The sequence below is a fragment of the Ulvibacter sp. MAR_2010_11 genome, assembly GCF_002813135.1.
In the GTDB taxonomy this organism is placed as follows: domain Bacteria; phylum Bacteroidota; class Bacteroidia; order Flavobacteriales; family Flavobacteriaceae; genus Altibacter.
In genome coordinates, this window is record NZ_PHTY01000001.1 from 1,084,776 (window position 1) to 1,106,248 (window position 21,473).

At 34.2% G+C, this 21,473-nt stretch carries 19 protein-coding genes; 5 read left to right on the forward strand and 14 right to left on the reverse strand.

Going from position 1 to position 21,473, the window contains the following annotated elements:
- Positions 1–26: 26 nt before the first annotated feature.
- On the reverse strand, positions 27–953 hold the full coding sequence (locus ATE92_RS05130) for a DUF6427 family protein (protein ID WP_100802684.1): 927 nt from the start codon (positions 951–953) through the stop codon (positions 27–29).
- A gap of 39 nt (positions 954–992) precedes the next feature.
- On the opposite strand from ATE92_RS05130, the gene ATE92_RS05135 reads away from it, so the two are divergent.
- Entirely contained in the window at positions 993–1,226 is a 234-nt protein-coding gene (locus tag ATE92_RS05135; protein WP_100802685.1) for a uracil phosphoribosyltransferase, read from the forward strand.
- On the opposite strand, the gene purD is transcribed toward ATE92_RS05135, so the two are convergent.
- Positions 1,218–2,492, reverse strand: a complete 1,275-nt coding sequence (gene purD / locus ATE92_RS05140) for a phosphoribosylamine--glycine ligase (protein WP_100802686.1) — start codon at positions 2,490–2,492, stop codon at positions 1,218–1,220. The genes ATE92_RS05135 and purD overlap by 9 nt on opposite strands.
- 164 nt (positions 2,493–2,656) lie before the next feature.
- On the opposite strand from purD, the gene ATE92_RS05145 reads away from it, so the two are divergent.
- From ATE92_RS05145 to ATE92_RS14135, 3 genes are read left to right on the forward strand one after another with little or no spacing between them, the layout of a single operon-like run.
- The gene (locus ATE92_RS05145) at positions 2,657–3,964 is read left to right on the forward strand and encodes a phenylacetate--CoA ligase family protein (RefSeq protein WP_100802687.1); all 1,308 of its coding nucleotides are present in this window, start codon (positions 2,657–2,659) and stop codon (positions 3,962–3,964) included.
- An 11-nt stretch (positions 3,965–3,975) separates the two neighbouring features.
- Positions 3,976–4,662, forward strand: coding sequence for a glycosyltransferase (locus ATE92_RS14130; RefSeq protein WP_232729115.1), 687 nt, complete (start codon positions 3,976–3,978; stop codon positions 4,660–4,662).
- A gap of 53 nt (positions 4,663–4,715) precedes the next feature.
- Positions 4,716–5,141, forward strand: coding sequence for a glycosyltransferase (locus tag ATE92_RS14135; RefSeq protein ID WP_232729116.1), 426 nt, complete (start codon positions 4,716–4,718; stop codon positions 5,139–5,141).
- Here ATE92_RS14135 and ATE92_RS05155 read toward each other — a convergent pair.
- The 7 genes from ATE92_RS05155 to ATE92_RS05185 form a co-directional block, all read right to left on the reverse strand.
- Entirely contained in the window at positions 5,138–6,490 is a 1,353-nt protein-coding gene (locus ATE92_RS05155) for an exopolysaccharide biosynthesis polyprenyl glycosylphosphotransferase (RefSeq protein WP_100802688.1), read from the reverse strand. The two genes, ATE92_RS14135 and ATE92_RS05155, sit on opposite strands and share 4 nt — an antisense overlap.
- A 5-nt stretch (positions 6,491–6,495) precedes the next feature.
- The gene (locus ATE92_RS05160; RefSeq protein WP_100802689.1) at positions 6,496–7,485 is read right to left on the reverse strand and encodes a UDP-glucuronic acid decarboxylase family protein; all 990 of its coding nucleotides are present in this window, start codon (positions 7,483–7,485) and stop codon (positions 6,496–6,498) included.
- Positions 7,485–8,795: a UDP-glucose/GDP-mannose dehydrogenase family protein gene (locus tag ATE92_RS05165; protein WP_100802690.1), complete on the reverse strand. Its 1,311-nt coding sequence runs from the start codon at positions 8,793–8,795 to the stop codon at positions 7,485–7,487. The genes ATE92_RS05160 and ATE92_RS05165 overlap by 1 nt, the downstream gene beginning before the upstream one ends.
- Before the next feature lie 47 nt (positions 8,796–8,842).
- Positions 8,843–10,066, reverse strand: coding sequence for an O-antigen ligase family protein (locus tag ATE92_RS05170; protein WP_100802691.1), 1,224 nt, complete (start codon positions 10,064–10,066; stop codon positions 8,843–8,845).
- A gap of 124 nt (positions 10,067–10,190) precedes the next feature.
- On the reverse strand, positions 10,191–10,940 hold the full coding sequence (locus tag ATE92_RS05175; protein WP_232729117.1) for a WecB/TagA/CpsF family glycosyltransferase: 750 nt from the start codon (positions 10,938–10,940) through the stop codon (positions 10,191–10,193).
- Positions 10,941–11,175: 235 nt separating this feature from the next.
- A complete protein-coding gene (locus ATE92_RS05180) occupies positions 11,176–12,387 on the reverse strand; it encodes a glycosyltransferase family 4 protein (RefSeq protein ID WP_157809565.1) in 1,212 nt (403 codons plus the stop codon).
- Between the two features lie 9 nt (positions 12,388–12,396).
- Positions 12,397–14,187: a heparinase II/III family protein gene (locus tag ATE92_RS05185; RefSeq protein WP_100802694.1), complete on the reverse strand. Its 1,791-nt coding sequence runs from the start codon at positions 14,185–14,187 to the stop codon at positions 12,397–12,399.
- Positions 14,188–14,225: 38 nt separating this feature from the next.
- On the opposite strand from ATE92_RS05185, the gene ATE92_RS05190 reads away from it, so the two are divergent.
- Positions 14,226–15,503 (forward strand): O-antigen ligase, encoded by a 1,278-nt coding sequence (locus tag ATE92_RS05190; protein WP_100802695.1) that lies wholly within the window; start codon positions 14,226–14,228, stop codon positions 15,501–15,503.
- Here the strand turns inward: ATE92_RS05190 and ATE92_RS05195 are convergent.
- From ATE92_RS05195 to wecB, 5 genes are read right to left on the reverse strand one after another with little or no spacing between them, the layout of a single operon-like run.
- The gene (locus ATE92_RS05195) at positions 15,425–16,687 is read right to left on the reverse strand and encodes a DUF6369 family protein (RefSeq protein ID WP_100802696.1); all 1,263 of its coding nucleotides are present in this window, start codon (positions 16,685–16,687) and stop codon (positions 15,425–15,427) included. The genes ATE92_RS05190 and ATE92_RS05195 overlap by 79 nt on opposite strands.
- Positions 16,688–16,690: 3 nt before the next feature.
- Complete coding sequence (locus ATE92_RS05200; protein WP_100802697.1) at positions 16,691–17,863, reverse strand: hypothetical protein; 1,173 nt, start codon at positions 17,861–17,863, stop codon at positions 16,691–16,693.
- Between the two features lie 39 nt (positions 17,864–17,902).
- Positions 17,903–19,084 carry a hypothetical protein gene (locus ATE92_RS05205; protein ID WP_100802698.1) on the reverse strand — a complete coding sequence of 394 codons (1,182 nt, stop codon included), beginning with the start codon at positions 19,082–19,084 and terminating at the stop codon, positions 17,903–17,905.
- 50 nt (positions 19,085–19,134) lie between these two features.
- Entirely contained in the window at positions 19,135–20,343 is a 1,209-nt protein-coding gene (wecC, locus tag ATE92_RS05210; protein ID WP_100802699.1) for a UDP-N-acetyl-D-mannosamine dehydrogenase, read from the reverse strand.
- Complete coding sequence (gene wecB, locus ATE92_RS05215; protein ID WP_100802700.1) at positions 20,336–21,469, reverse strand: non-hydrolyzing UDP-N-acetylglucosamine 2-epimerase; 1,134 nt, start codon at positions 21,467–21,469, stop codon at positions 20,336–20,338. Before wecB ends, wecC begins: the two co-directional genes overlap by 8 nt.
- Between the last annotated feature and the right edge of the window lie 4 nt (positions 21,470–21,473).

Here is a 21,473-nt window from a genome sequence, read left to right on the forward strand (position 1 = left end):
TGAGGAATTGTAATTATTTCAATGACTCATCTTAAAAAAAACAATATACCGGGAAGTAACACCACTAGCCAAAGCAAAACTTCCTTAAACCAAAACTCACTTATGCTCTCCACATAATTTGCAGCTATAATTGCCAAAGGAGATACTAAAAACAAAAGTTCTGCCCCTGTTCTTTGCGGGCTCGCCAAGACCATTAAAACAGCCGCTGCAGTTATTATCAACATTAAAAGATAGTTGGGCCTGTCCTTTTTGGCAACCGAAGCTAACTTATAAAGACGATGGATGCTGGTCCAGATAATAAGGGTTACTAAAATAGTTAGGGGGATAAGCAGCGCAACCGAATTGTAAGCGCTAAAGTCGAAATTGATAAGTGCATCAAATTCAAAAAACCAATTAAAACTGCCAAACACTACATAGTTATAGGCAGTAGCAATGGCAAAAACACCAAAAAATCCAACAAAAGGAATAAGTAGGTGTTTGTAGGTTGTGTGTTTTTTCCGAAGAATTGCCAAAAACAATACCGCAAAAAACAATAAACTGTAGACATAGAAAAATGCTGCGATCGAAATCCAAAGGGAAGCATCCAGTACTTTCTTTTCAGGGTTTTTTTCAGACTTCAAACTGAGGATTCTTCGTAATGCAAGCAATAGAAAAGCATTGGAAAGTAATATGTTTCGGTCGAAAAAAATAATGGGAAGCATGATTAGAAAGCAGCTGAAGAATAGGATTCCGAAGGTATTGGGCTTGGTCAAATCATTCTTCCGAATAATAAAATCGACCAACAACATTGTAAAAACACAAAGTCCAAGTCCGAAGATATACGCTACTATATTTTGTAAGGAAAATTCAATTGGCGGACCAGTAAAAATTGCAATTATGTATCCCAAACCAATGAAAATACCTAAGATTAAATAATTAACAGGATTAGATTTGCCAAAAAAGCTTGTAAGCATGCGCGCTAATTTATACTTTTGCGTTATAAATATAAAGATATGACTTGGAAAGGTTTTTTTGAAGGAATACAATCAATATCTGAAACTGTATTATTCGCGCCATACGATGCGTTGCGTTTGGGAGTTGACAGTTGGTGGATGTCTAACATTATGAGTTGGGTATTGACCATCATTGGATTAGTAGCCTTTATTTACTGGATGGGCGAGTTAAAAAAGTATAACGATAATGGAGAAGAAGACAAAACCAGTACTTCTCATTCGTTTTTAGAATAAATCGAATCCAATATCGCTGCGATAATACATCCTGTCAAAAGATAGTTTAGCTATGTTTTGGTAGGATTTTTTTAGTGCCAGTTTGTAATCTGTATCCAGGGAAGTAACCGCAAGTACACGTCCGCCATTGGTCACTACCTTTCCTTCTTTTTGAGTAGTTCCCGCATGAAAAACAATCGAATCGCTTATTTCTGAAATTCCCGAAATCTCTTTTCCTTTCTCATAAGCTTCAGGATATCCTCCAGAGACCAACATTACTGTAGTCGCAGCCCGATCGTCGATACTTACATCGATTTTGTTTAAAGTTTGATGATAGGTTGCTTCCAACAAATTGACCAAATCGGTTTTAATTCGGGGTAACACCACTTCGGTTTCGGGGTCTCCCATCCGTACGTTATATTCGATAACATAAGGCTCATCTCCTACTTTTATCAACCCTATAAAGAGAAATCCTTTGTAATCGATCTTTTCTTTTTGCAGTCCTAAAACTGAAGGTTTTACAATACGCTCCTCAATTTTTTGCATCAACACATCGTTTGCAAACGGAACCGGTGAGATCGCACCCATTCCCCCTGTATTCAAGCCTGTGTCTCCTTCACCAATTCGTTTGTAGTCTTTCGCCGTAGGCAATATTTTATAATTTTTGCCATCGGTAAGAACAAACACACTCAGTTCGATACCGTCTAAAAATTCTTCGATAACCACCGTTTCGCTAGCGGCACCAAACTTAGAATGCGATAGCATGTTTTCCAATTCCTGCTTGGCTTCCTGGAGATCTTTCAGAATTAAAACTCCTTTTCCTGCTGCAAGACCATCCGCTTTTAACACATAGGGCGCTTTGAGTGTTTCCAGAAACTGTTTCCCTGCATCCAGTGATTTTTTGGTGAAACTGGCATAGGCGGCCGTTGGAATGTTATGCTGCATCATAAATTCTTTGGCGCGTTCCTTGCTTCCTTCCAACAGCGCTCCTCGTTTAGAGGGTCCAATCAGCATCACGCCTTGCAATTCTTTGTTTTCAGCAAAATAATCGGCTATTCCATGTACCAGAGGATCTTCCGGACCCACAACTACCATTTTAATTTTATTTTCCAGTACACAGTTCTTTACAGCTTCAAAATCGGTTACAGACAAGGCGACGTTAGTAGCAATCGCTGCTGTTCCTGCATTTCCGGGAGCAACAAAAAGTTTATCACAGTTAGCACTCTCTGCAAGTTTATATGCAAATGTATGTTCGCGACCACCGGAACCCAATATTAAAATGTTCATGTTTGGAAGAATTTTAATTGGTTGCAAAAATAAAGGAATTTTATGCTTTGACCATCACCAAAATTGGTTTTACGAAGGATTACTTTACGATCTCTTTTGAAAAATGAATCAAAGGCTTTTTTTCGAATCGCAGTTTCACTAAATTCACCTATTAATATTCTCTATTGAATTTATTCGAACTCACATTACGTCTCAAAGGTTTTCCAATTGCTGAAGCCAAAAAACGGCTGCAGGAAATTCAAGCAATTCCTGAAAAAGAGTACGAAACGTATGTTTATAAACTTCGGGAGGATATTTTTAGGTATCATCTTCGGGAAAATCCTTCGTACAAGACCTTTGCCGGCACGTCAGCCTTCGAAACATGGGAAGCTATTCCTGTCCTACAAAAAAGCGATCTGCAACGTCCGCTGGCAGAACGCCTGTCCAATGGATTTTCAGAAAAAAACAGTTATGTAAATAAAACATCGGGATCGAGCGGGCACCCCTTTATTTTTGCAAAGGACAAATTTACACATGCACTAACCTGGGCTACCATTTTGAATCGTTATGGTTGGCATGATCTCGATTTTTCCACCTCGCTGGAGGCGCGATTTTACGGAATTCCCTTAGACGCAAAAGGGTATCGTAAAGAACGGCTAAAAGACAAATTGAGTAACCGCTACCGATTTCCAATTTTTGATCTTTCAGATGCCAAAATGGAAGATTTTCTACAGGTTTTCCGAAAGAGAAAATTCGATTACATCAATGGTTACACAAGTTCTGTGGTGCTATTTGCTAAATATCTGCATTCCCGGGATCTTCATTTAAAAGACATTTGTCCTTCCTTGAGATATTGTATTGTTACCAGCGAAATGTTGTTCGAAAACGATAAAAAATTATTGGAAACTACCTTTGGTGTGCCGGTAATTAACGAATACGGCGCCAGCGAGCTGGATTTGATAGCTTTTACAAATGCCGACAACGATTTTATAGTAAATAGTGAAACGCTCTTTGTTGAAATATTGGATGAACATAATAAGCCTGTTGCCAACGGATTTCCGGGAAGAATTATCATCACCTCTTTGTACAATAGGGCACATCCTATGATACGCTACGACATTGGAGATTTGGGAATTTTAGCACCCGAAAGCACCCTAAAAAAGCCCATTTTACAGCAATTAATTGGTCGTACCAACGACATCGCCCGTTTACCCAGTGGAAAAACGGTGCCCGGACTTACCTTTTATTATGTCACCAAAAGTGTGATCGAGGACGATGGGAATGTAAAGGAATTTATAATTGAACAGACCGCTTTGGATACCTTTTTAATTCGTTATGTTTCTGAAAGGGAGCTTACTTTGGTTGAAATTGATGTGATTAAAAGAGCGTTATTCGACTATCTGGAAAACGACCTCAACCTGCTTTTTAATCGTGTTGCCATGCTTGACCGAAGCAGCCGTGGAAAATTGAAACAGTTTATCTCAACCTTTTAATTTACAATTGAATGCGCAAAAAAGACATTCTCTTAATTACTAATTATTTTCCTCCTGAAAAAGGTGCAGCGGCCAATAGAATGCATTCATTGGCTGCTGCGCTCTCTAACAATAACTATTCGGTAACAATTGTTTGTCCATTGCCAAATTATCCTAATGGTAAAATTCAAACTGCATACAAAGGGTCTTTTTATAGCAAGTCTGTTGAACATGGAATGAGTATCTCTCGCCTTTGGATCTGGCCCAGTAATTCAAAAAACACATTCTTGCGATTACTGTCGATGTTTTCGTTTTCAATAAGTTTACATTTCTATTTTCTTTTTAAAAAAATCCCAAAAGTGGTTGTTGTGCAATATTCCCCAATTTTTATTGGGGTTACGGCTGTATTCTGGGCTCGTATTTTAAATAAGCGAATTGTTCTAAATGTATCAGATTTATGGCCAAAAGCAGGTTTGGAAATGGGGCTATTAAAAAGAGGTTTTTATTATTCGGTCCTTGAAAAAATGGAATATTTCTGTTATCGAAAATCAAATTTAATCTTGGGACAGTCCGAAGAAATACTTACTCATATTGGCAAATTATATCCTGCGAAAGACACCTTTTTATATAGAAACTTTCCAAATTTTAATTCATCCAGTTTAACTTATGAGGATGCGTCTCGCTCCATTACTATAGTTTATGCAGGCCTGTTGGGGTAGCACAAGGAATTTATGCCATTTGCACTCAAATAAAATTCCCGAAAGGCGTCACTTTGCACATTTATGGCGCCGGCCCTGAAGCAGAAGCGATTGGAAAACTCAAAAATCCAGAAATTGTTTTTCATGGTGAAATTGATAGGGCAAAATTACATCAAGAAATTACAAAATATGATATTGGTTTTATTCCACTGGTCAACAGGATTTATGGTTCGGTTCCTTCAAAAATATTTGAATACACAAAACTTGGACTTCCTATTTTGTATTATGCGGGTGGAGAAGGAGAAGGTCTTGTTACCGATTATAAATTAGGATGGTCTATCCCGGTGAATAATATTAACTTTTTACAACAGTTTATAGACGAGCTTTCAAAAGAGAAGTTGAATGAATTTCCTAAGGATATGGTTAAGAAAAAAGCCGATTTGCTTTTCGACTTTCACAAACAGTTTAAGATGTTTAACACCAAAATTGAATCGCTTTAATAGGCCTTTTCTTCTCCCCTAAGCGCATTAAACACTGTTTGAAACACAATTTTAATATCTAAAAAAAGTGACCAATTTTCCAAATAGAAAATATCGTATTTCACTCGGTTGATAATGTCGTTCTCATTTTCTACTTCTCCTCTATAGCCACTTACCTGTGCCAAACCGGTTATTCCGGGTTTTATAAAGTGGCGTACCATAAACTTATCGATACGCTCGGCATACATATGTGTATGACTTACCATATGTGGTCGAGGACCTACTACAGACATTTCTCCTTTTAATACATTGATAAATTGTGGTAGTTCGTCGATACTTGTTTTTCTAATTATCCTTCCAACCTTAGTAATTCTTTCATCGCCTTTTGTTACCTGATAAAGATCTGCTATGGGATTTGGTGTCATGGATCTAAATTTATAACAGTAAAATTCTTTATAATCCAGTCCGTTTCGTTTTTGTTTGAAAAAGACCGGGCCTTTTGATTCTAATTTTATGATAATCCCTAACAAGGGTGTAAGCCAGGATAAAATTCCAACTATTATTGAAAGTGCCAAGATCACATCGAAACTCCTCTTAATGAACTTATTAAAAGGTTCATCCATAGGAATTTTACGAAGTGATAAAATAGGAAGGACACCATAGTAAGCAAAATCTAATTTCTTTGAATAGATTTCTTTATTATCAGGTAAAAACTTCAGAATTTTCAGGTTATTATCTGCAAAGTCGATTAACTTAATTAAATTCTCGTTGTTGAGTTCGGCCACCGATGAATAAATTTCGTCTACGTCGTTTTTGGAAATATATTCGAAGCAGTCTTCTATTTTAAATTTATCGGGCCCTCTAAGGTCAAAAGTCTTGTTTAATTTGTAACCAAATTCGGGGCGGTCCAGAAAAAATTTTCGCAATTGATCTGTTTTCTGATTCAAACCAATAATGACTACTTTTCTATTATTTCCGCCTAAAAGTTGTCTGTACTTTTTCAGTAAAAAATAAATGGTAAGCTTAATGATGCTAATCAATAGCATCACAAGTATGACATATTTAATAATTGCTATTGGATCTATTCTCAATCCGTTATAAAATCCAAAAAAGGCAAACACAATTAAAAAGTATAGAACCCCTTGCTTAGCTACCAAAGAAATGATCTTCGCAACATGTGTAAAACGATATATTTCGTAAAAATTTGATTTTAGAGAAAGTATTATCCAGGCAATGGAAACAAAAATAATGTAGTGTATAAAATGTAGTTCGGAAGTAAAGAACTGATAAGCTAAAACATGTATTATTGATAGATCAATAACATATGAAATAGGCCTCAACAATCCCGAATATCTTCCGCGTTTAAACATTTTTATTAATTCCTATTGTGTTTTGAAAAATCCTTGTGCTCGCTTTTAAATAACTCTTCTTTTGAAAGGTTTTTAAAATAGTCGAATGTTTTTTTCATGCCCTCTTCTCTGGATACTTTAGGCTCCCAATTTAAAATTTGCCTTGCTTTCGAAATATCCGGCTGTCTTTGCATTGGATCGTCCTGAGGTAATGGCTTGAAGATAATTTTTTGTTTTGTTCCAGTTAATTTTATAATCTCCTGAGCAAATTCCAAAATAGTGATCTCATGTGGATTTCCAATATTTACGGGCAATGAGTAATCACTTAAAAGAAGATTATACAACCCTTGAATCTGATCATCTACATAACAAAAGGATCTTGTTTGAGAGCCATCACCAAAAACGGTAAGGTCCTCCCCTCTAAGCGCCTGACCAATAAACGCCGGAATTACCCGTCCGTCGTTTAATCGCATTCTAGGGCCATAGGTATTAAAAATTCGTGCAATGCGAGTTTCCAATCCATGAAAACGGTGATATGCCATTGTAATGGACTCCTGGAAGCGTTTTGCCTCATCATACACGCCTCTGGGACCAATTGTATTAACATTTCCATAATACTCTTCACTTTGCGGATGCACCAAAGGATCTCCATATACCTCGGAAGTGGATGCTATTAGAATGCGTGCCTTTTTTTCTTTCGCGAGACCTAATAAATTATGGGTTCCCAAAGAGCCTACCTTCAAGGTTTGAATGGGTATTTTTAAATAGTCTATAGGACTTGCCGGAGAGGCAAAATGTAAAATATAGTCTATGTTTCCGGGGACGTGGACAAATTTTGTAACATCGTGATGATAAAACTCGAAATTTTCCAGCTTAAAAAGGTGTTCAATATTTTTTAAATCTCCTGTTATGAGGTTGTCCATTCCAATAACCTCATATCCTTCTTTAATAAATCTATCGCACAGATGAGATCCTAAAAACCCTGAAGCCCCTGTAATTAAAACTCTTTTACGCATTAGTTTATTTGTTTTCTTCCAATAGAAAAATAGGTGAATCCTTCAGACTCCATATCTTCCAAGTTGTAAAGGTTTCTTCCGTCAAAGATAACTCGGTTCTTTAACAGTTGTTTCAGCTTTTGGTAGTTAGGAGTTCTAAAGATGCTCCACTCTGTGCAAATTACCAAAGCATCGGCATCTTCCGTAGTTTCGTACAATGAGTTTGCATAGGTTAATTTATCTCCAAACAATTTTTGTATGTTGGGCATGGCTTCGGGATCAAAAACAGTGAGATTAGCACCCCGTTTCAGTAATGCATTGATAATATCAATAGAAGGAGCTTCCCGTATATCGTCGGTTTCGGGTTTAAACGCTAATCCCCAAATTGCGATTTTCTTGTTTGCGAGATCACTGTTGAAGTAGGCTTCTATCTTAGGAATCAATATGGTTTTTTGAGTACTATTAATTTTTAGTACGGAATCCAATATTTTAAAATCGTATTGTAAGTCGGCCCCCGCTTTTTTAAGCGCTTTAACATCTTTTGGAAAGCAAGAGCCCCCATAACCGATTCCCGGAAATAAGAATCGCTTTCCAATCCTTGAATCGGTTCCCAGACCAACGCGAACCTGATCAACATCTGCCCCTACTTTTTCACAATAATTCGCAATTTCGTTCATAAAGGTGATCTTGGTAGCCAAAAAAGCATTTGCCGCATATTTTGTTAGTTCGGCTGAGCGTTCATCCATAATAATCACCGGATTGCCAGATCGTACAAAGGGTGCATACAATTTTTTCATCAATGAGGTTGCTCGCTCACTTGAAGATCCTACAATAATTCTTTCCGGTTTTAAAAAGTCATCTACCGCAAACCCTTCTCTTAAAAATTCGGGATTGGAAACAACATCGAAATCGCAGATGGCGTGCCTTGAGATTACCTCCACTACTTTATCGGCCGTGCCTACAGGAACAGTGCTCTTATCGACGATAACCTTGTATTCTTTTATCATTTTCCCTATTTCTTCCGAAACATCCAGTACATATCTTAAATCGGCCGATCCGTCTTCGTCCTCCGGCGTAGGAAGTGCTAAAAAGATAATATCCCCATGAGCTAACCCTTCTGCCAAAGAAGTTGTAAATCTAAGGCGGTTTGCCTTGATATTTCTTTCAAAGAGAACATCCAAATGAGGTTCATATATTGGCACGATGCCATTGCGCATTTTAGCCACCTTATCGGCATCAATGTCTACACAGATTACTTCATTGCCAGTTTCGGCCAAACAGGTTCCTGTCACCAACCCCACATATCCTGTTCCTACTACCGTTATTTTCATAATTTACAGTGGATTCATTTTTGAAAGTGCAAAAATACAATTTGCTGTCATTTTAACTCTGTTTTTGGGTTGTTGTTTTGAATCTCAGTGTTTTTAATTAAAAGTAATATCAAAAAGAGTCCCATATAATAAACTCCTATTTGACGATGGAAAAGGTTTTCGACCAAACAATAAAATATCAATGAAAGTAAAAAAGCCACTGAATAATAATCCTTTCGGCTCTTCCAGAAAACAAGTAAAAGAAAACCTAAAAAAAGCAGCACAGAGACAATTCCGTAACCGATATACAGGTCGAAAAACTGATTATGGGTGTTATATCTTTCAGAAATAAACTCCTCTCTTTTTACAGCATCTTTTATACTTTCATTATAACAGTCTATTAGTTTTTCTTTGGTATTTTCGAATCCAAATCCTGTAGTAATTAAACCCTCGGCTTCAATAATTTGATGGCTACAGTGCCATGCCTCAGAACGCAATTCCCAGGTCATGGTGCTGTTAACAAATTTATGCAGGGCCGAAAAATTCTGTATATTCGAACCCTCGTGCTTTTTTTCTAATGAAAAAACAAACAATGCGACTAGTATTGACAGCGACATCGCAGCTATCACTTTAACAACTCTTCTTTTCCCGTAAAACTGCCTGACAATAGCAAGTAAGATAAGCAGTGCAATGGCTAATTTTGAACCAATAATTAGTATAAATAGAATGTTTACAATGATATTGGCCAGATTGTAATTATTATGCGGGTGATATTTCCTTGGAATAGACTGCCCGGAAACAAGAATACTCGCAACAGCCAACAAACCTAAATACAAACGGTCAACTAGCAAAGCCTCAATCACCATGGGGGAATTTCCCAATTCAAAATTTCCGGACGTTATGGATAAAATAATAAGGTTTGTAAGGGAAAAGAGGATGGCCGCAAGAGAAGAAAAGATAATTGCTTTATGAATCTTCTGAAAATCCTGAATGGGAATATAAAGCAGCACAAGGCTAATCACCACAAATACTTTCTTAATTATTTTAAAATCTTCGTCCCATCTGTCTGTAAACAGTGTATTTATGAGTAAGTATACAAACAAGAAAGCAAAAAGAAGAAATGGTATTCGGCTTAACTTTTTAAAATCTTGTTTTGTAACAATAAAAGGGAAAGTAACCGCTAAAATTCCTAATAAAATATTGGGTAAAACCCTCATATAATCATCGAACGGAATAATAAGATAGAGCAGCATGAAGGCATATGGATATACTGATGCGAGTATAATTTTCATCTACTTTAATTACAAATTTGAATACGGAAAGGTAAAAAAACTATCGGGAAATATCCTTTAAGCGAGAGTGTAAATTTAACGCGATGTAAAGGAGTCGTTATCTTTCTTTAATTACCAATAACATTTATGCGCCACCTCTTAGTTTTTCCCTAAGAACCAAAGCTATGAATTTTGTATTGCCCACCAGATATCTTTTCCACATTCGTTTGGGTTCTTGTAAAAATCGATAAAACCACTCCATTCCTATTTTTTGCATCCAATTTGGAGCGCGTTTTGTTTTACCAGCAACAACGTCAAAACTACCTCCAACACCCATAATAAGATTTACATTTTTTAATTGCTCACGATAGGTGTATAAAAAGTTTTCTTTGATAGGAGAGGTAATTGCAACAAAAAGAATATGAGCTCCACTGTCTGATATTTGTTGCGCTATTTGCGCTTCATCTTTTTTAGAAAAATACCCATTTCTATACCCCGCAATAATTCCATTGTTGTATTTATTGGAATAAATGTTTTTTACATCTGCTACGACCTCTTCTTTTGCCCCAAAAAGAAATATTTTATAATTATTTTGATGTGCCAATTCGGCGAGATTTTCCATCAAATCAATTCCTGCAACTCGCTCCTCAAGGGGTTTGTTTAAAACCTTGGATGCCCATATTACAGCTTGTCCGTCTGCATTGATTATATCGCAACTATTCACGCTTTGTCGCAATTGCAAATTCTTCTGCATTTGCACAATCTTACCTGCATTTACTGCAACATGATGGATTTGTTCACGCGCCTCAATCTTCTTTCGGATTAACTCTACAGTTTCTCGCATGGAAAGATTGTCTATAGTTGTATTAAGTATGGATATTCGTTGTGTGGCCAATGTTTTTTTATAAAAAATTGTGGCAAAGATACAACTAATCAACATCTTAATTAGTTTCCAATTTTATTTTCAAAAAATGAATTTCGTATTGCACAAAAATATCTTTATAGGCCTATTTATGATATAACTCTGAACGTGTAGAATTGTCAAGAGAACGAAGAATCTAGACGGTATTTTTTACCGAGAAACTATATTTATAAAAAGCTTCGGAGAAGTGACTATAATAATTGAAGGCTCAAGATTCCTTAATCAAACTCTTATAAATCTGACTATAGTTTTCGGCGTTTACCAACCAACTCTTATTTGCTTTAACGAAGATGAAGGCGCTTTCAATATGTTGCCTTCGCTCTTTTAAGGACAAACCAATTGTCATTTTTATAACTTTTTTGAGGTCTTCTTTATCTTCTGACTTAAATAAGAATCCATTATTATGTGTTATTAATTCTTTTATGCCGCCTACATCACTTCCTATAAAAAGTTTTTCAAACGCCATAGCCTCAAGTGGTTTTAAAGGAGTCACCGAATTGGTAAGTGGCGTGCTTAATCTAGGATTGATAATAACATCTACTTGGTCAAAAGCAGAATTGATGTCTTCAGGAGCCACTGGTCCTAAAAAGTGAATCGTGTTAATATTTGACCTTTGCAGTATCTTGCTTTTCACACTCTCTACATTAACTCCTTTACCAAATAACAACAATTCGTTCGAAAATCCTTCATCATGTAATTCTTGAAATGTCTCAACTAGAAACTCAATTCCTTCATAAGAAGTAATGGTGCCTATATATCCAAAAACCAACTTTTGTCTGTAAGATTGCTGATTCCGCTTTAATTTGTCGATTAAAGTAGTGTTTATTGCATTATTAATAACTGTACTTTTAACTGAGGTTTTAGTCTTATCTGCCAAAAATTCCTTTAAATTTTCGTTGAGCAAAACGGCGTGATTTGCATTTTGCAAGGTTATGAGCTCAATTTTGAGAAGCAAATTTTCAATTATTTTGTCAATTCTTCTTTTTCTTTTATTTGCTTTTTGAAACATCCATAGGGATCTAAACTCATACACCACCGGTGTTTTAGTGATTTTGCCAACAAAAATAGCAGGAAGTCCACAAAAGAACATCGCATGCGCATGCAAAATATCCGGGTTTTCTTTTTTAACTGTGATATATAATTTCTGTGTAAACGTGATGATAGAAAAAAATTTCCACAATCTTGCAAAAAATCTACTTTTTAAGTCGGATATGGCGTTTTCTTGTCTCTTTGAAGTACGTAAATATCGAATTCCATCGATCCAATCTTCTCCATTATTTGAAAGTCTTGCTTGAAATGGAGAAGTGATAGCTACTACCTCAATCCCTATTTCTTTTTGAGACATTAGAATATCTCTACTACGAATACTAGATCCTGAAATTTGAGGCAAAGATTGATAAAGAATATGAAGTACTTTCACTTCTATGTTTTAGTCATTTATGTTTATTACTAGTTTTTGACTTCCATTATTCCAACTCACAATTAGTAAAGGGTTATCAAAGTAAATATCTATGTCTTCGGCTGGGATATTCCCATTTTTATCATTTTCAATTAATAATAATGTAATGAAAGGCTCATTCTTCCTGCGAATATCCTTTTCGAAAACAATTTGCGTTCCTTTTCTGAATTTTAAAGGCCCGTCGGCCACAGTTCCTCTTAAATTTTTCTCTGCTTTAAAGATATTGACCTTTTCCGTCTTTGTTTTCTGAATAAAATGAAGGTTGTTATTGGGATATTTTGCGATAAGTCGATCACTTCCGTTTTTTTCAATATCGAGTAGCTTCCCCCCCAAGTTAAATGCCTGTTGAAACATTTTTTCATCCTGAATTTTAGTCAATTCATACCTATCTATAAGAATGAAGGCGTTTGGTTTCACATAGATAATATCTCTCTTAAAAGTTGTATTCGTATCAGGTTTTACAAAAGCTTTTAGATGGGCGCTCGTATCGTTACTATTAAAGTTGGTTATTCTAGCTCCCTCATAAAGAGGTACCTTATAGTAATTAATATTCCTATTGTCAATAGTAATTGTATTGTGGGCAATTGTAGATTTTAAATACGCTGTAATTGAATCTTTATTGTAACCTATATGTCCCGCATCTACGATCAAATCCTCGTTATTGGAATACAGCTCAAACGACAAATAATCTGAATGTTTATGAACAAATGACTGATTGGTGTTGATGAAGCTAAGCTGTGTTTGTTTACTAAATTCCTCTCCCTTTTTCCAGCCTTCTCTAAAAATAGCGTATCCGGATTCTTGATATACTTTGTCTGTGAATGCAGGTTTTATCCCTTTTAATCCCTTAGTGTCTACAAAAAGGAGTTCTTGAGATTTGTATAAATTTGAAAAATGTAATGTGCTATTTGTAAAATAGGTATCCCCAAATGTTGGAAATTTATTATTGGGCTTAATAATATAGGTCAAGAACCCCACCATTTTCTCATATTCCATCTTATATTTTTCTGGGAAGGGTCTATTAAAATTTTCCCCCATAACAATAAAGTTTTGCAATAAATCCATAACATATGGGTGATATCCAGGGGAATTTTCTACACATACCCCTTCACTGGTTATTTCCGCATCAAATGTTTTCGTCACTCTTTCTAGAGATTTATTATACCATTCATCATCTTTAAATGTTGAAAAAGTAAGGGATGCCTGCATCAAGGCTCGATCCTGCATGATGGCATGATTCCCCTTTGTATAATTTTGATCATTGTATAACCATTCTCCATGTTCTAAAATTATACTTTCAATTAATTTTTTGTCGTCAGTTTTTAAAATATTTGGAGCTACAAAGTACAAATGCGAAATATTAAGAACCCTATTTGCGACCATATGATCTTGGTAAATATTGTCAAGATTGGTCTTGTTATACTCTACCCAAGATCGCAAAATTACCATTGCCTTTTCTATATATTTGTCTTCCTGATTATATTCATAAGCTCGGGCAAGAATTCCAACCATTCTAAGACTATGAAAGTAAAGTACCCATGAATCACTATTGTAAGGGTTTATATTCCATTGTATTCTATCTTTGTAATCTATTGGTTCCCATAAATCCCATACATAAATTTTATTATTCATAATAAGATCGGCCTTTGTCAGAGCTGTTTCCCGATCAAACAATACTCTTTTGTTTAACAAATTATGATCAATTGCTTTTTCACATCCAATTAATAATATTATGCAAAAAAGCATCAAAAAATATTTCATATATATACTTTTATAATTGAAAACTTAATTAAGTTAATATGCCGTTTATTAGAACTTTAAACATATTAAAAAAAAATGCACTAGCAATAGCTATTTCTTTTGTTTTAATTTCTCTTACTGTAAAGGAAAGTATTAATAGCATCGCGATTATTATTTTCACAATTGTTTGCTTTTTTCATCGCCATAATGGAAGGTTAAAACTCAATACTTACGTCTCTTTTCTGCTTTACTTTGGATGTATCTGCTTGAGTCTTTTTCTCACCAGAGAAATAGACAATGTTCAAAAGGTTCTTTTGAGAAGCTTGCCTTTTTTAGTATTTCCTTTTTGTTTTTCATTTATTATTATTTCAACAAAAACATATAATAAAGCAACATTAGTTTTTATCTTTTGGATGGTCTTGTGCACATTTTATTCGCATAGTGTAATGTTAAATCGTCTTTTTGAAAATGGCGACAATTTAAATGTTTTATTCAGAAAAGATTATTCATATATTGAGTTAAGCAATACTATTGGTTTGCATCCTACTTACTATTCATTCTTCTTACTTTTCTGTATAATTATTTTACTGAATAAAATTTTATTTTCACAACCGAGAAAGCACACCTATTTATATATTATCATAACATTTTATTTTTCCTTTTTTATAGTTCACCTATCGTCTCGATTAAATATTTTGGCACTCGTTTTACTTATCTTAGGCTACATCTTCTATTATTTTATAAAAAAAAGAAACATTATTTCGGCTATTTCATACCTTTTACTTTCCATGTTGATAATTTCATTTTTATTATATAATGTCCGCGCAACGCGTTATAGATTTCAACAAATATTTGGGTTCACATTTAGCAACGGAGTTCATCATGAAGATGGACTAAACAAAATAAAACAATTTGAAGCGGTTTATGACGCCAATAGCAATTTCTTTGTCGGTAACGGGATTACCAATGCAAATCAAGATATTTTTTCCTCCTATCGGGCTCATGGTCTGGATTCATTTGCTAACAAAAAATATAACGCACACAATCAATACTTACAAACCTTTGTTGAAATGGGGATTGTGGGCGAGTCTCTTTTATTGTTTATTTTGGGTTACTATTTAATTCTATTTAAAAGACGCCGATTTCATGCAGGTTTTACATTCGTTTTGCTTATTTCTCTTCTTTTCTTGACAGAATCTTATCTTGTTAGACACAACGGTATTGTATTGGTTGTTTTTTTCTTGTGTTTAGCAGCAAATTATGCTTCATTTAATTCACCTTCTTTGGAAGTAGAAAGGAAAGGAAATACGAGCATAATCAAAAACCAAAGAAAGTAGAATTGATAGAAAACGGCATTCGTAAATGATAAAAGTAAGAAAAAAAGAATGTAAAATATTTTCTGATTTCCACTACAATAATTCCGAATATAATCATTTATGATAACAAATAAAAGGATAGAGAAAATTCCAAATTTTGCTAACAAAGTAAGGTATAGGTTGTCTAAGTAAATATTGTAATTTTCAATGTTAACCCTATATTCAAACCATGGGATGTAGAAAGAAAATCCAAGTCCCTTCCCAAATATACCTTCAGTAAAAGAAATAGTGTGTAACTCGTTTGTAAAAGGCGAAATTCTATTGGACAAAGCATCCATCACATATCCTATGTCTGTCAGCTCTTTAAAACGAAATAATGCCGAATTTTCTTCAGCCCGCTTTACCATTTCTATAAACCCTAAACCAATTACAAGTATTCCGGAAAAAAAAATAATTATTCGCTTTAAAGAAAGTCTTAATAAATAGTAAATCGATACTGTTACAAATAAAGTGACAATGAGAGTTCTGTTTCCTGTGTATAACAAGGGAATTATAGACAAAAGAAGATTTTTAATAGAAGGGAAATTTCCTGATATAATTCTTGAAATAAGATAAAAAATGCAAAAGTAAGTCCCGAGAGATAAATATCTTAATTCATTATATTTATAATAGGCGTCTCCTGATAGTGAAATGTTTAAATCGTATTTAAACATAAAATAGTATAGAAAAGAACTACTTATAAAGTTAATTAATAAGAGTCCAGAAATGAGTCTCTCGCTGAATATGAGCCGTAACTCTCTTTTAAAAAAATCTGCAAAAAGGTATGCTGTTGCAATGGTAATAAATGGTTTAATATCTTTCAGAATATCAGTTAATTCTCTACTCTCATTAACTAAGAATATATAATGAAGTATATAAATGAATAACAACGATAATGTTAAAATTACTCCTGCAATTATTCTTCTGCTCAATCTAAATGAGATCAGGATTTTCAAAAAATAGTACGCATATATCCCTATGAAAAAAAAATTATAAACTGAAATCTGATACTTAAAATGATAGGGCTGCGTAAAATTTACAATAGGTAATGTGATACAGACAATAATAAATACTTTTAGAAGTAATAGTCGTAAATTTTTAAAAAAAACCAGAACGCCTATAAAAAAATAAAACGAAGCAAGAGTAATATAGACTAATGATTCCAATTTTTAAGATTTAAGACGGTTTAAAACTAAAATAAGATATAGGGCCAAAGGGCCACTATTAAAAAAAGTGCCAGATAAGAAACCTATAATTAGCAAAAAAATTATTTGATTCCTTTGAAATCCCTGAAAAAAAGTGAAACGAATAATTTTTCTAAAATATGTATATAAATATATTAAAGATCCGCAGATTCCAAAAAAGAGTACAATATCTAAAAAGTCAAACTCAATTCTGTATTCAGTAAAATTAGTGCCTCCTATCAAAAAATTCAAAATTCCCCATTGCTGCAAAATCACTTCATTGACAACTGAGATAAAATTAATATCCCTATAGGACGTAAGCATGGTTAAAAGTCCGTGCTCTTCATAAACATTCGACAGAACGGTGTTCAATTTTAAAAATGAAACTAACCAATCTTTGATAAGATAAATAATCATAACTCCACCGGCTAAGATTAATAAAAAAAATTTCTTTTGGTATAACTTGAAATGCCAGATAAGATTAATAACGCTAAACCCAATAAATAATAATAAGGCTTTCGTACCTACCAATACCGAAGCAATAATAACAAGTGAAAACGCAATATATCCTTTATGCTCTCTTATAATTTTGACTAAGTAATACGAAATGGAAAGTGCATAAAAATAGGTGGCTATACTTGATACAATAAATAGTCCGCTATAACCAAAGCGGGCACTGGAGTACGTTTTGAAAAGAGAAATTTGAAAAATAAACCCAAAGAAAACTGCCAAAGAGTTAACCACAATTACAGCCTCAAATACCCTATAATTATTGTGGTTATAATTTATTTCATAAATACCTCCTATATAAGCTGCTATAACAAAAATCAAGATATATCTCCCAAAAAAAATGGAATTGGAAAAAAGATATGAAGCGTCAAAATTCCATTGATTAAATGACAATTGCCCAACTATAAAAATCAATCCAAGAATGATAAGGAATTTTAAAATACTTTTCCGATATGCTGAAAAGGCATATAGACAGAAAATGATTGCAAGAACAATAAAACTTGCCTTTATAGCTCCGCTTACATTATAAAAAGGGAAATGGAGTTTTTTTAACACCTTAGTACAAGCCTCTGACAAATAAAACAATATGACAAGTAGAGGAAGATAATTATTCTTCGACACAAAATCTTTTATCGTTTTAAGTAACATTTTCAGTTAAATTAATTATTCTTTTCAAAATGTCCCTTTTTATTTAGCATATCTATAATAAATGAAAAAGGTTCTAAATAAAAAAACTATTATTAGGCCAGACACGATGTAATTTAGAGAATAATGGAGATAATTTAAACTAAAAAGTAAAATCGTTATCAGCGCAACTGAGCAAATGTTTATAATGTAAATGTCTTTAAATTTACCTTTTGCTCCTAAAATGGCAGAAAATAAACCATAAATAATTTTAACAAGCCCTAAAATCGAAAGTAAGCCAATTAGAGCTATATCAGATTCAATGTCAATTTCTAATAAAAACCCATTGTCAAGAATTACAAACATAAAAATGAAAAGGATTATTAGAAACCCGATAAGAGTAATTCGCTTCAATTTTTGAATAATTTTTCTTTTATCGATTCTTTCTTTAAAATATATTAACTCCTTAAACCCAATGTATTGTTGTACCAAGGTGAGTGGAAATAAAAATACCGTTGAGTAGTAAAAGTATTTTCCAAAAATATCTTCTCCTAATTCATTTGCGATTAAAATACGTTCTCCGAATCCGATTGACGTGATAACTGCAAGATTTATAGAAAAGGATAAGAAAAAATTAAATAATGAAGGGGTACGAGTCCTTCTAGTGTTAATTTTTTTTAAAAAATAAAAAACTGCAAAGCTTCCAAACAAACTTAAAATCCCTGTAGTTGCGTTAATAATATCCGAAATTTCAAGTTTTGTATATATAAAACTAAAAAAAACTATAAACACAAAAAAAACTACTTTGTGACCGCTTTTATACAATTGTGAAATAACAAAGCTTTTTTGTAACCGGAACAAATTGTAAGCAACAATGATTCCATTTATACTTATTCCCGAAATCAATAAGGGTAAAAAATATAAATCCAGGTATCTCGCACTAAAATATAGAGAAAATCCTGTTGGAGAAATAAATAAAGACAGTAGTAAAAAGATATATACATCCCTGCCAATTAATATTTTGTCTTCTGTAATAATGGATAAACGTAGAAAAATTTGGTCAAATCCAATCAAGCCAAATGAGCCCACTATTCCTAGATAAGTTAAATAAAGTGAAAACGTATTAAACCCATCCGGGATGTATTTTTTAAAAAACAGAATTAGTAAGAAATTGCTTCCGGCGCCTAACACTATTAACAATAGTGAGAAGTTAGATCTAATATAATTTTCTGCTTTTCTAAACATACAAATGAAGAACAATGGAATTTCTATTCATAATATGAAATTATTAAGCGCTAAGAAGTAACCCCGCAAAAATCTAAAACGATTTTATCTTTAGGCAAGGTCAAATCTTTAAATACGGAATGAGCTACTAAAAATACTATAATATCCGACGCTCTAATGGCCTTATCTGTTGGAGTTAAGCTAATTTCTCCATCTTCCTTGAGATTTGGCTCTACATTTAATGTATGATACCCTTCTTTATTTAACGTGTCTGCTACATAGAGAGCAGGAGATTCTCGTAAGTCATCTATATCCGGTTTAAATGCCAATCCCATACATGCAATTGTAGGTTCTTTATGAAGTTCATTTTGAAAACCTAATGCTCTACTTTTTATTTTTTCTAGAACCCATTCTGTTTTATAATTATTCGCTTCTCTTGATTTTTTTATAAGCTGACTCTCTTTAGGAAACTCAGACACAATAAACCATGGATCCACCGCAATGCAATGTCCTCCAACACCTGTCCCAGGGCTTAAAATGTTTACTCGTGGATGCTTATTTGCGAGTGCAATCATTTCCCAAACATTGATATTCGCTTTATCACAAATAATTGAAAGTTCGTTTGCAAACGCTATTTGATTATCTCTTGAGGCGTTTTCAACCAACTTTACCATTTCGGCCGTTTTTGCATTGGTAGCATGTAGTTCTCCCACCACAAAATACTTGTAAAAATCTATTGCTTTTTTAGTTGAAGTATCATCAATTCCGCCAATTGCTCTATCATTGTGTTTTAGTTCATGTAAAATGTTGCCCGGTAATACTCTCTCGGGGCAATATGCAATATAGATATGCCCTACAAGATCAGGCCGTTCTTCAAAAATAAGTTTCTGCATTTTCTGTGTCGTCCCTACAGGGCTTGTAGACTCAAGAATTACCAATGCTCCTTTTTTAAGTGTAGGTATTATGCTTCTAACTGCTGCTCCAACATAGGACAGGTCAGGAATATGATCTCCTTTAAAGGGAGTAGGTACAGCAATTAAATATACGTCTGCTTCAATTGGGGATGTAGTTGCTTTCAAAAATTTCTCTTTAACTACATGATGCACCAATCCATCCAAATCGGGTTCGACTATATGTATTTTTCCTTTATTAATGGTCTCAACTACTTGCTCGCGAATATCAACTCCCGTTACAATTAATCCTCTGCTTGCTATTAATGCTGCTGTTGGAAGCCCAATATAGCCAAGGCCCATCATTACTACAGTTGGTTTATTATTCATCTTTTAAATTCTTAATAAAATTTATTATTCTACCTGTCGCATTGCCATCTCCGTAAGGATTATGGAGCGAGCTCATGGAATTATAATATTTAGAATCCTTTATTAGATTCTGAGTTTCTTCTATGATTTTTTCAATATTCGTTCCAACTAATACTACCGTCCCTTCCTCTACTGCCTCAGGGCGTTCGGTAGTGTTACGTGTTACCAAAACTGGCTTTCCTAGGCTGGGAGCTTCCTCTTGAATTCCACCACTATCGGTTATAATTAAATAAGCTTTTTCCATCAACCATATAAATGCTGCATAGGCCAATGGCTTAACTAGAATAATATTCGATACTCCCGAAAGGAGATTGTAGACAGGCTTTTCAACATTAGGATTTAAATGTACCGGATAAATAATTTGAACATCCTTATTATTTTGGGCTATCGCCTTCAAGGCAGTACATATATTGAGAAGTCCTTCACCATGATTTTCTCGTCTATGCCCTGTTACAAGAATGATCTTATTTTTAAAATCTAAGATTTGTTTGAGCGACTCTATTTCAGAATCCCTAAAGTTGTAAGAATTTACTCTATCAATGCCATATACTAGGGCGTCAATAACAGTATTTCCTGTAACCAAGATGTTCTCTTCCTTCGTGTTTTCGGATAAAAGATTAGCAAGTGAAAGCTTAGTGGGAGCAAAATGATAATCGGCTATTTTCCCTGTAAGCTGCCGATTAAATTCTTCAGGAAAAGGATATTTTCGATTAAATGTTCGCAATCCGGCTTCCACATGGCACACCTTCGCTCCATTATAAAAGGCTGCAATTCCAACCGCCATTGAAGTGGTTGTATCTCCGTGAACATAGACAAAATCGGGTTTTACCTCTTCCAACACAGGTTTCATGCTCTCAATAATAGTGGCTGTAAGGCTGTGCAAATTCTGGTTGGGCTTCATGAGGTCGAGATCATAATCTGGTACAATCTCAAAAAAGTCCAAAACTTGATCCAGCATTTCTCTATGCTGGGCTGTAACACAAACTTTGGTTATAAAGTTCTTATTCTGAAGGAATCCTCTAACTAAAGGTGCCATTTTGATAGCCTCCGGTCGTGTGCCAAAAACTATTAAATTTATTTTTTTCATGTAA

What these genes read in the sequence shown, in the direction of transcription:
- ATE92_RS05130 (WP_100802684.1), bottom strand. Translation starts at nt 953, where the DNA reads ATGCTTACAAGCTTTTTTGGCAAATCTAATCCTGTTAATTATTTAATC.
- ATE92_RS05135 (WP_100802685.1), top strand. Translation starts at nt 993, where the DNA reads ATGACTTGGAAAGGTTTTTTTGAAGGAATACAATCAATATCTGAAACT.
- purD (WP_100802686.1), bottom strand. Translation starts at nt 2,492, where the DNA reads ATGAACATTTTAATATTGGGTTCCGGTGGTCGCGAACATACATTTGCA.
- ATE92_RS14130 (WP_232729115.1), top strand. Translation starts at nt 3,976, where the DNA reads ATGCGCAAAAAAGACATTCTCTTAATTACTAATTATTTTCCTCCTGAA.
- ATE92_RS05155 (WP_100802688.1), bottom strand. Translation starts at nt 6,490, where the DNA reads ATGTTTAAACGCGGAAGATATTCGGGATTGTTGAGGCCTATTTCATAT.
- ATE92_RS05160 (WP_100802689.1), bottom strand. Translation starts at nt 7,485, where the DNA reads ATGCGTAAAAGAGTTTTAATTACAGGGGCTTCAGGGTTTTTAGGATCT.
- ATE92_RS05165 (WP_100802690.1), bottom strand. Translation starts at nt 8,795, where the DNA reads ATGAAAATAACGGTAGTAGGAACAGGATATGTGGGGTTGGTGACAGGA.
- ATE92_RS05170 (WP_100802691.1), bottom strand. Translation starts at nt 10,066, where the DNA reads ATGAAAATTATACTCGCATCAGTATATCCATATGCCTTCATGCTGCTC.
- ATE92_RS05185 (WP_100802694.1), bottom strand. Translation starts at nt 14,187, where the DNA reads ATGAAATATTTTTTGATGCTTTTTTGCATAATATTATTAATTGGATGT.
- ATE92_RS05190 (WP_100802695.1), top strand. Translation starts at nt 14,226, where the DNA reads ATGCCGTTTATTAGAACTTTAAACATATTAAAAAAAAATGCACTAGCA.
- ATE92_RS05200 (WP_100802697.1), bottom strand. Translation starts at nt 17,863, where the DNA reads ATGTTACTTAAAACGATAAAAGATTTTGTGTCGAAGAATAATTATCTT.
- ATE92_RS05205 (WP_100802698.1), bottom strand. Translation starts at nt 19,084, where the DNA reads ATGTTTAGAAAAGCAGAAAATTATATTAGATCTAACTTCTCACTATTG.
- wecC (WP_100802699.1), bottom strand. Translation starts at nt 20,343, where the DNA reads ATGAATAATAAACCAACTGTAGTAATGATGGGCCTTGGCTATATTGGG.
- wecB (WP_100802700.1), bottom strand. Translation starts at nt 21,469, where the DNA reads ATGAAAAAAATAAATTTAATAGTTTTTGGCACACGACCGGAGGCTATC.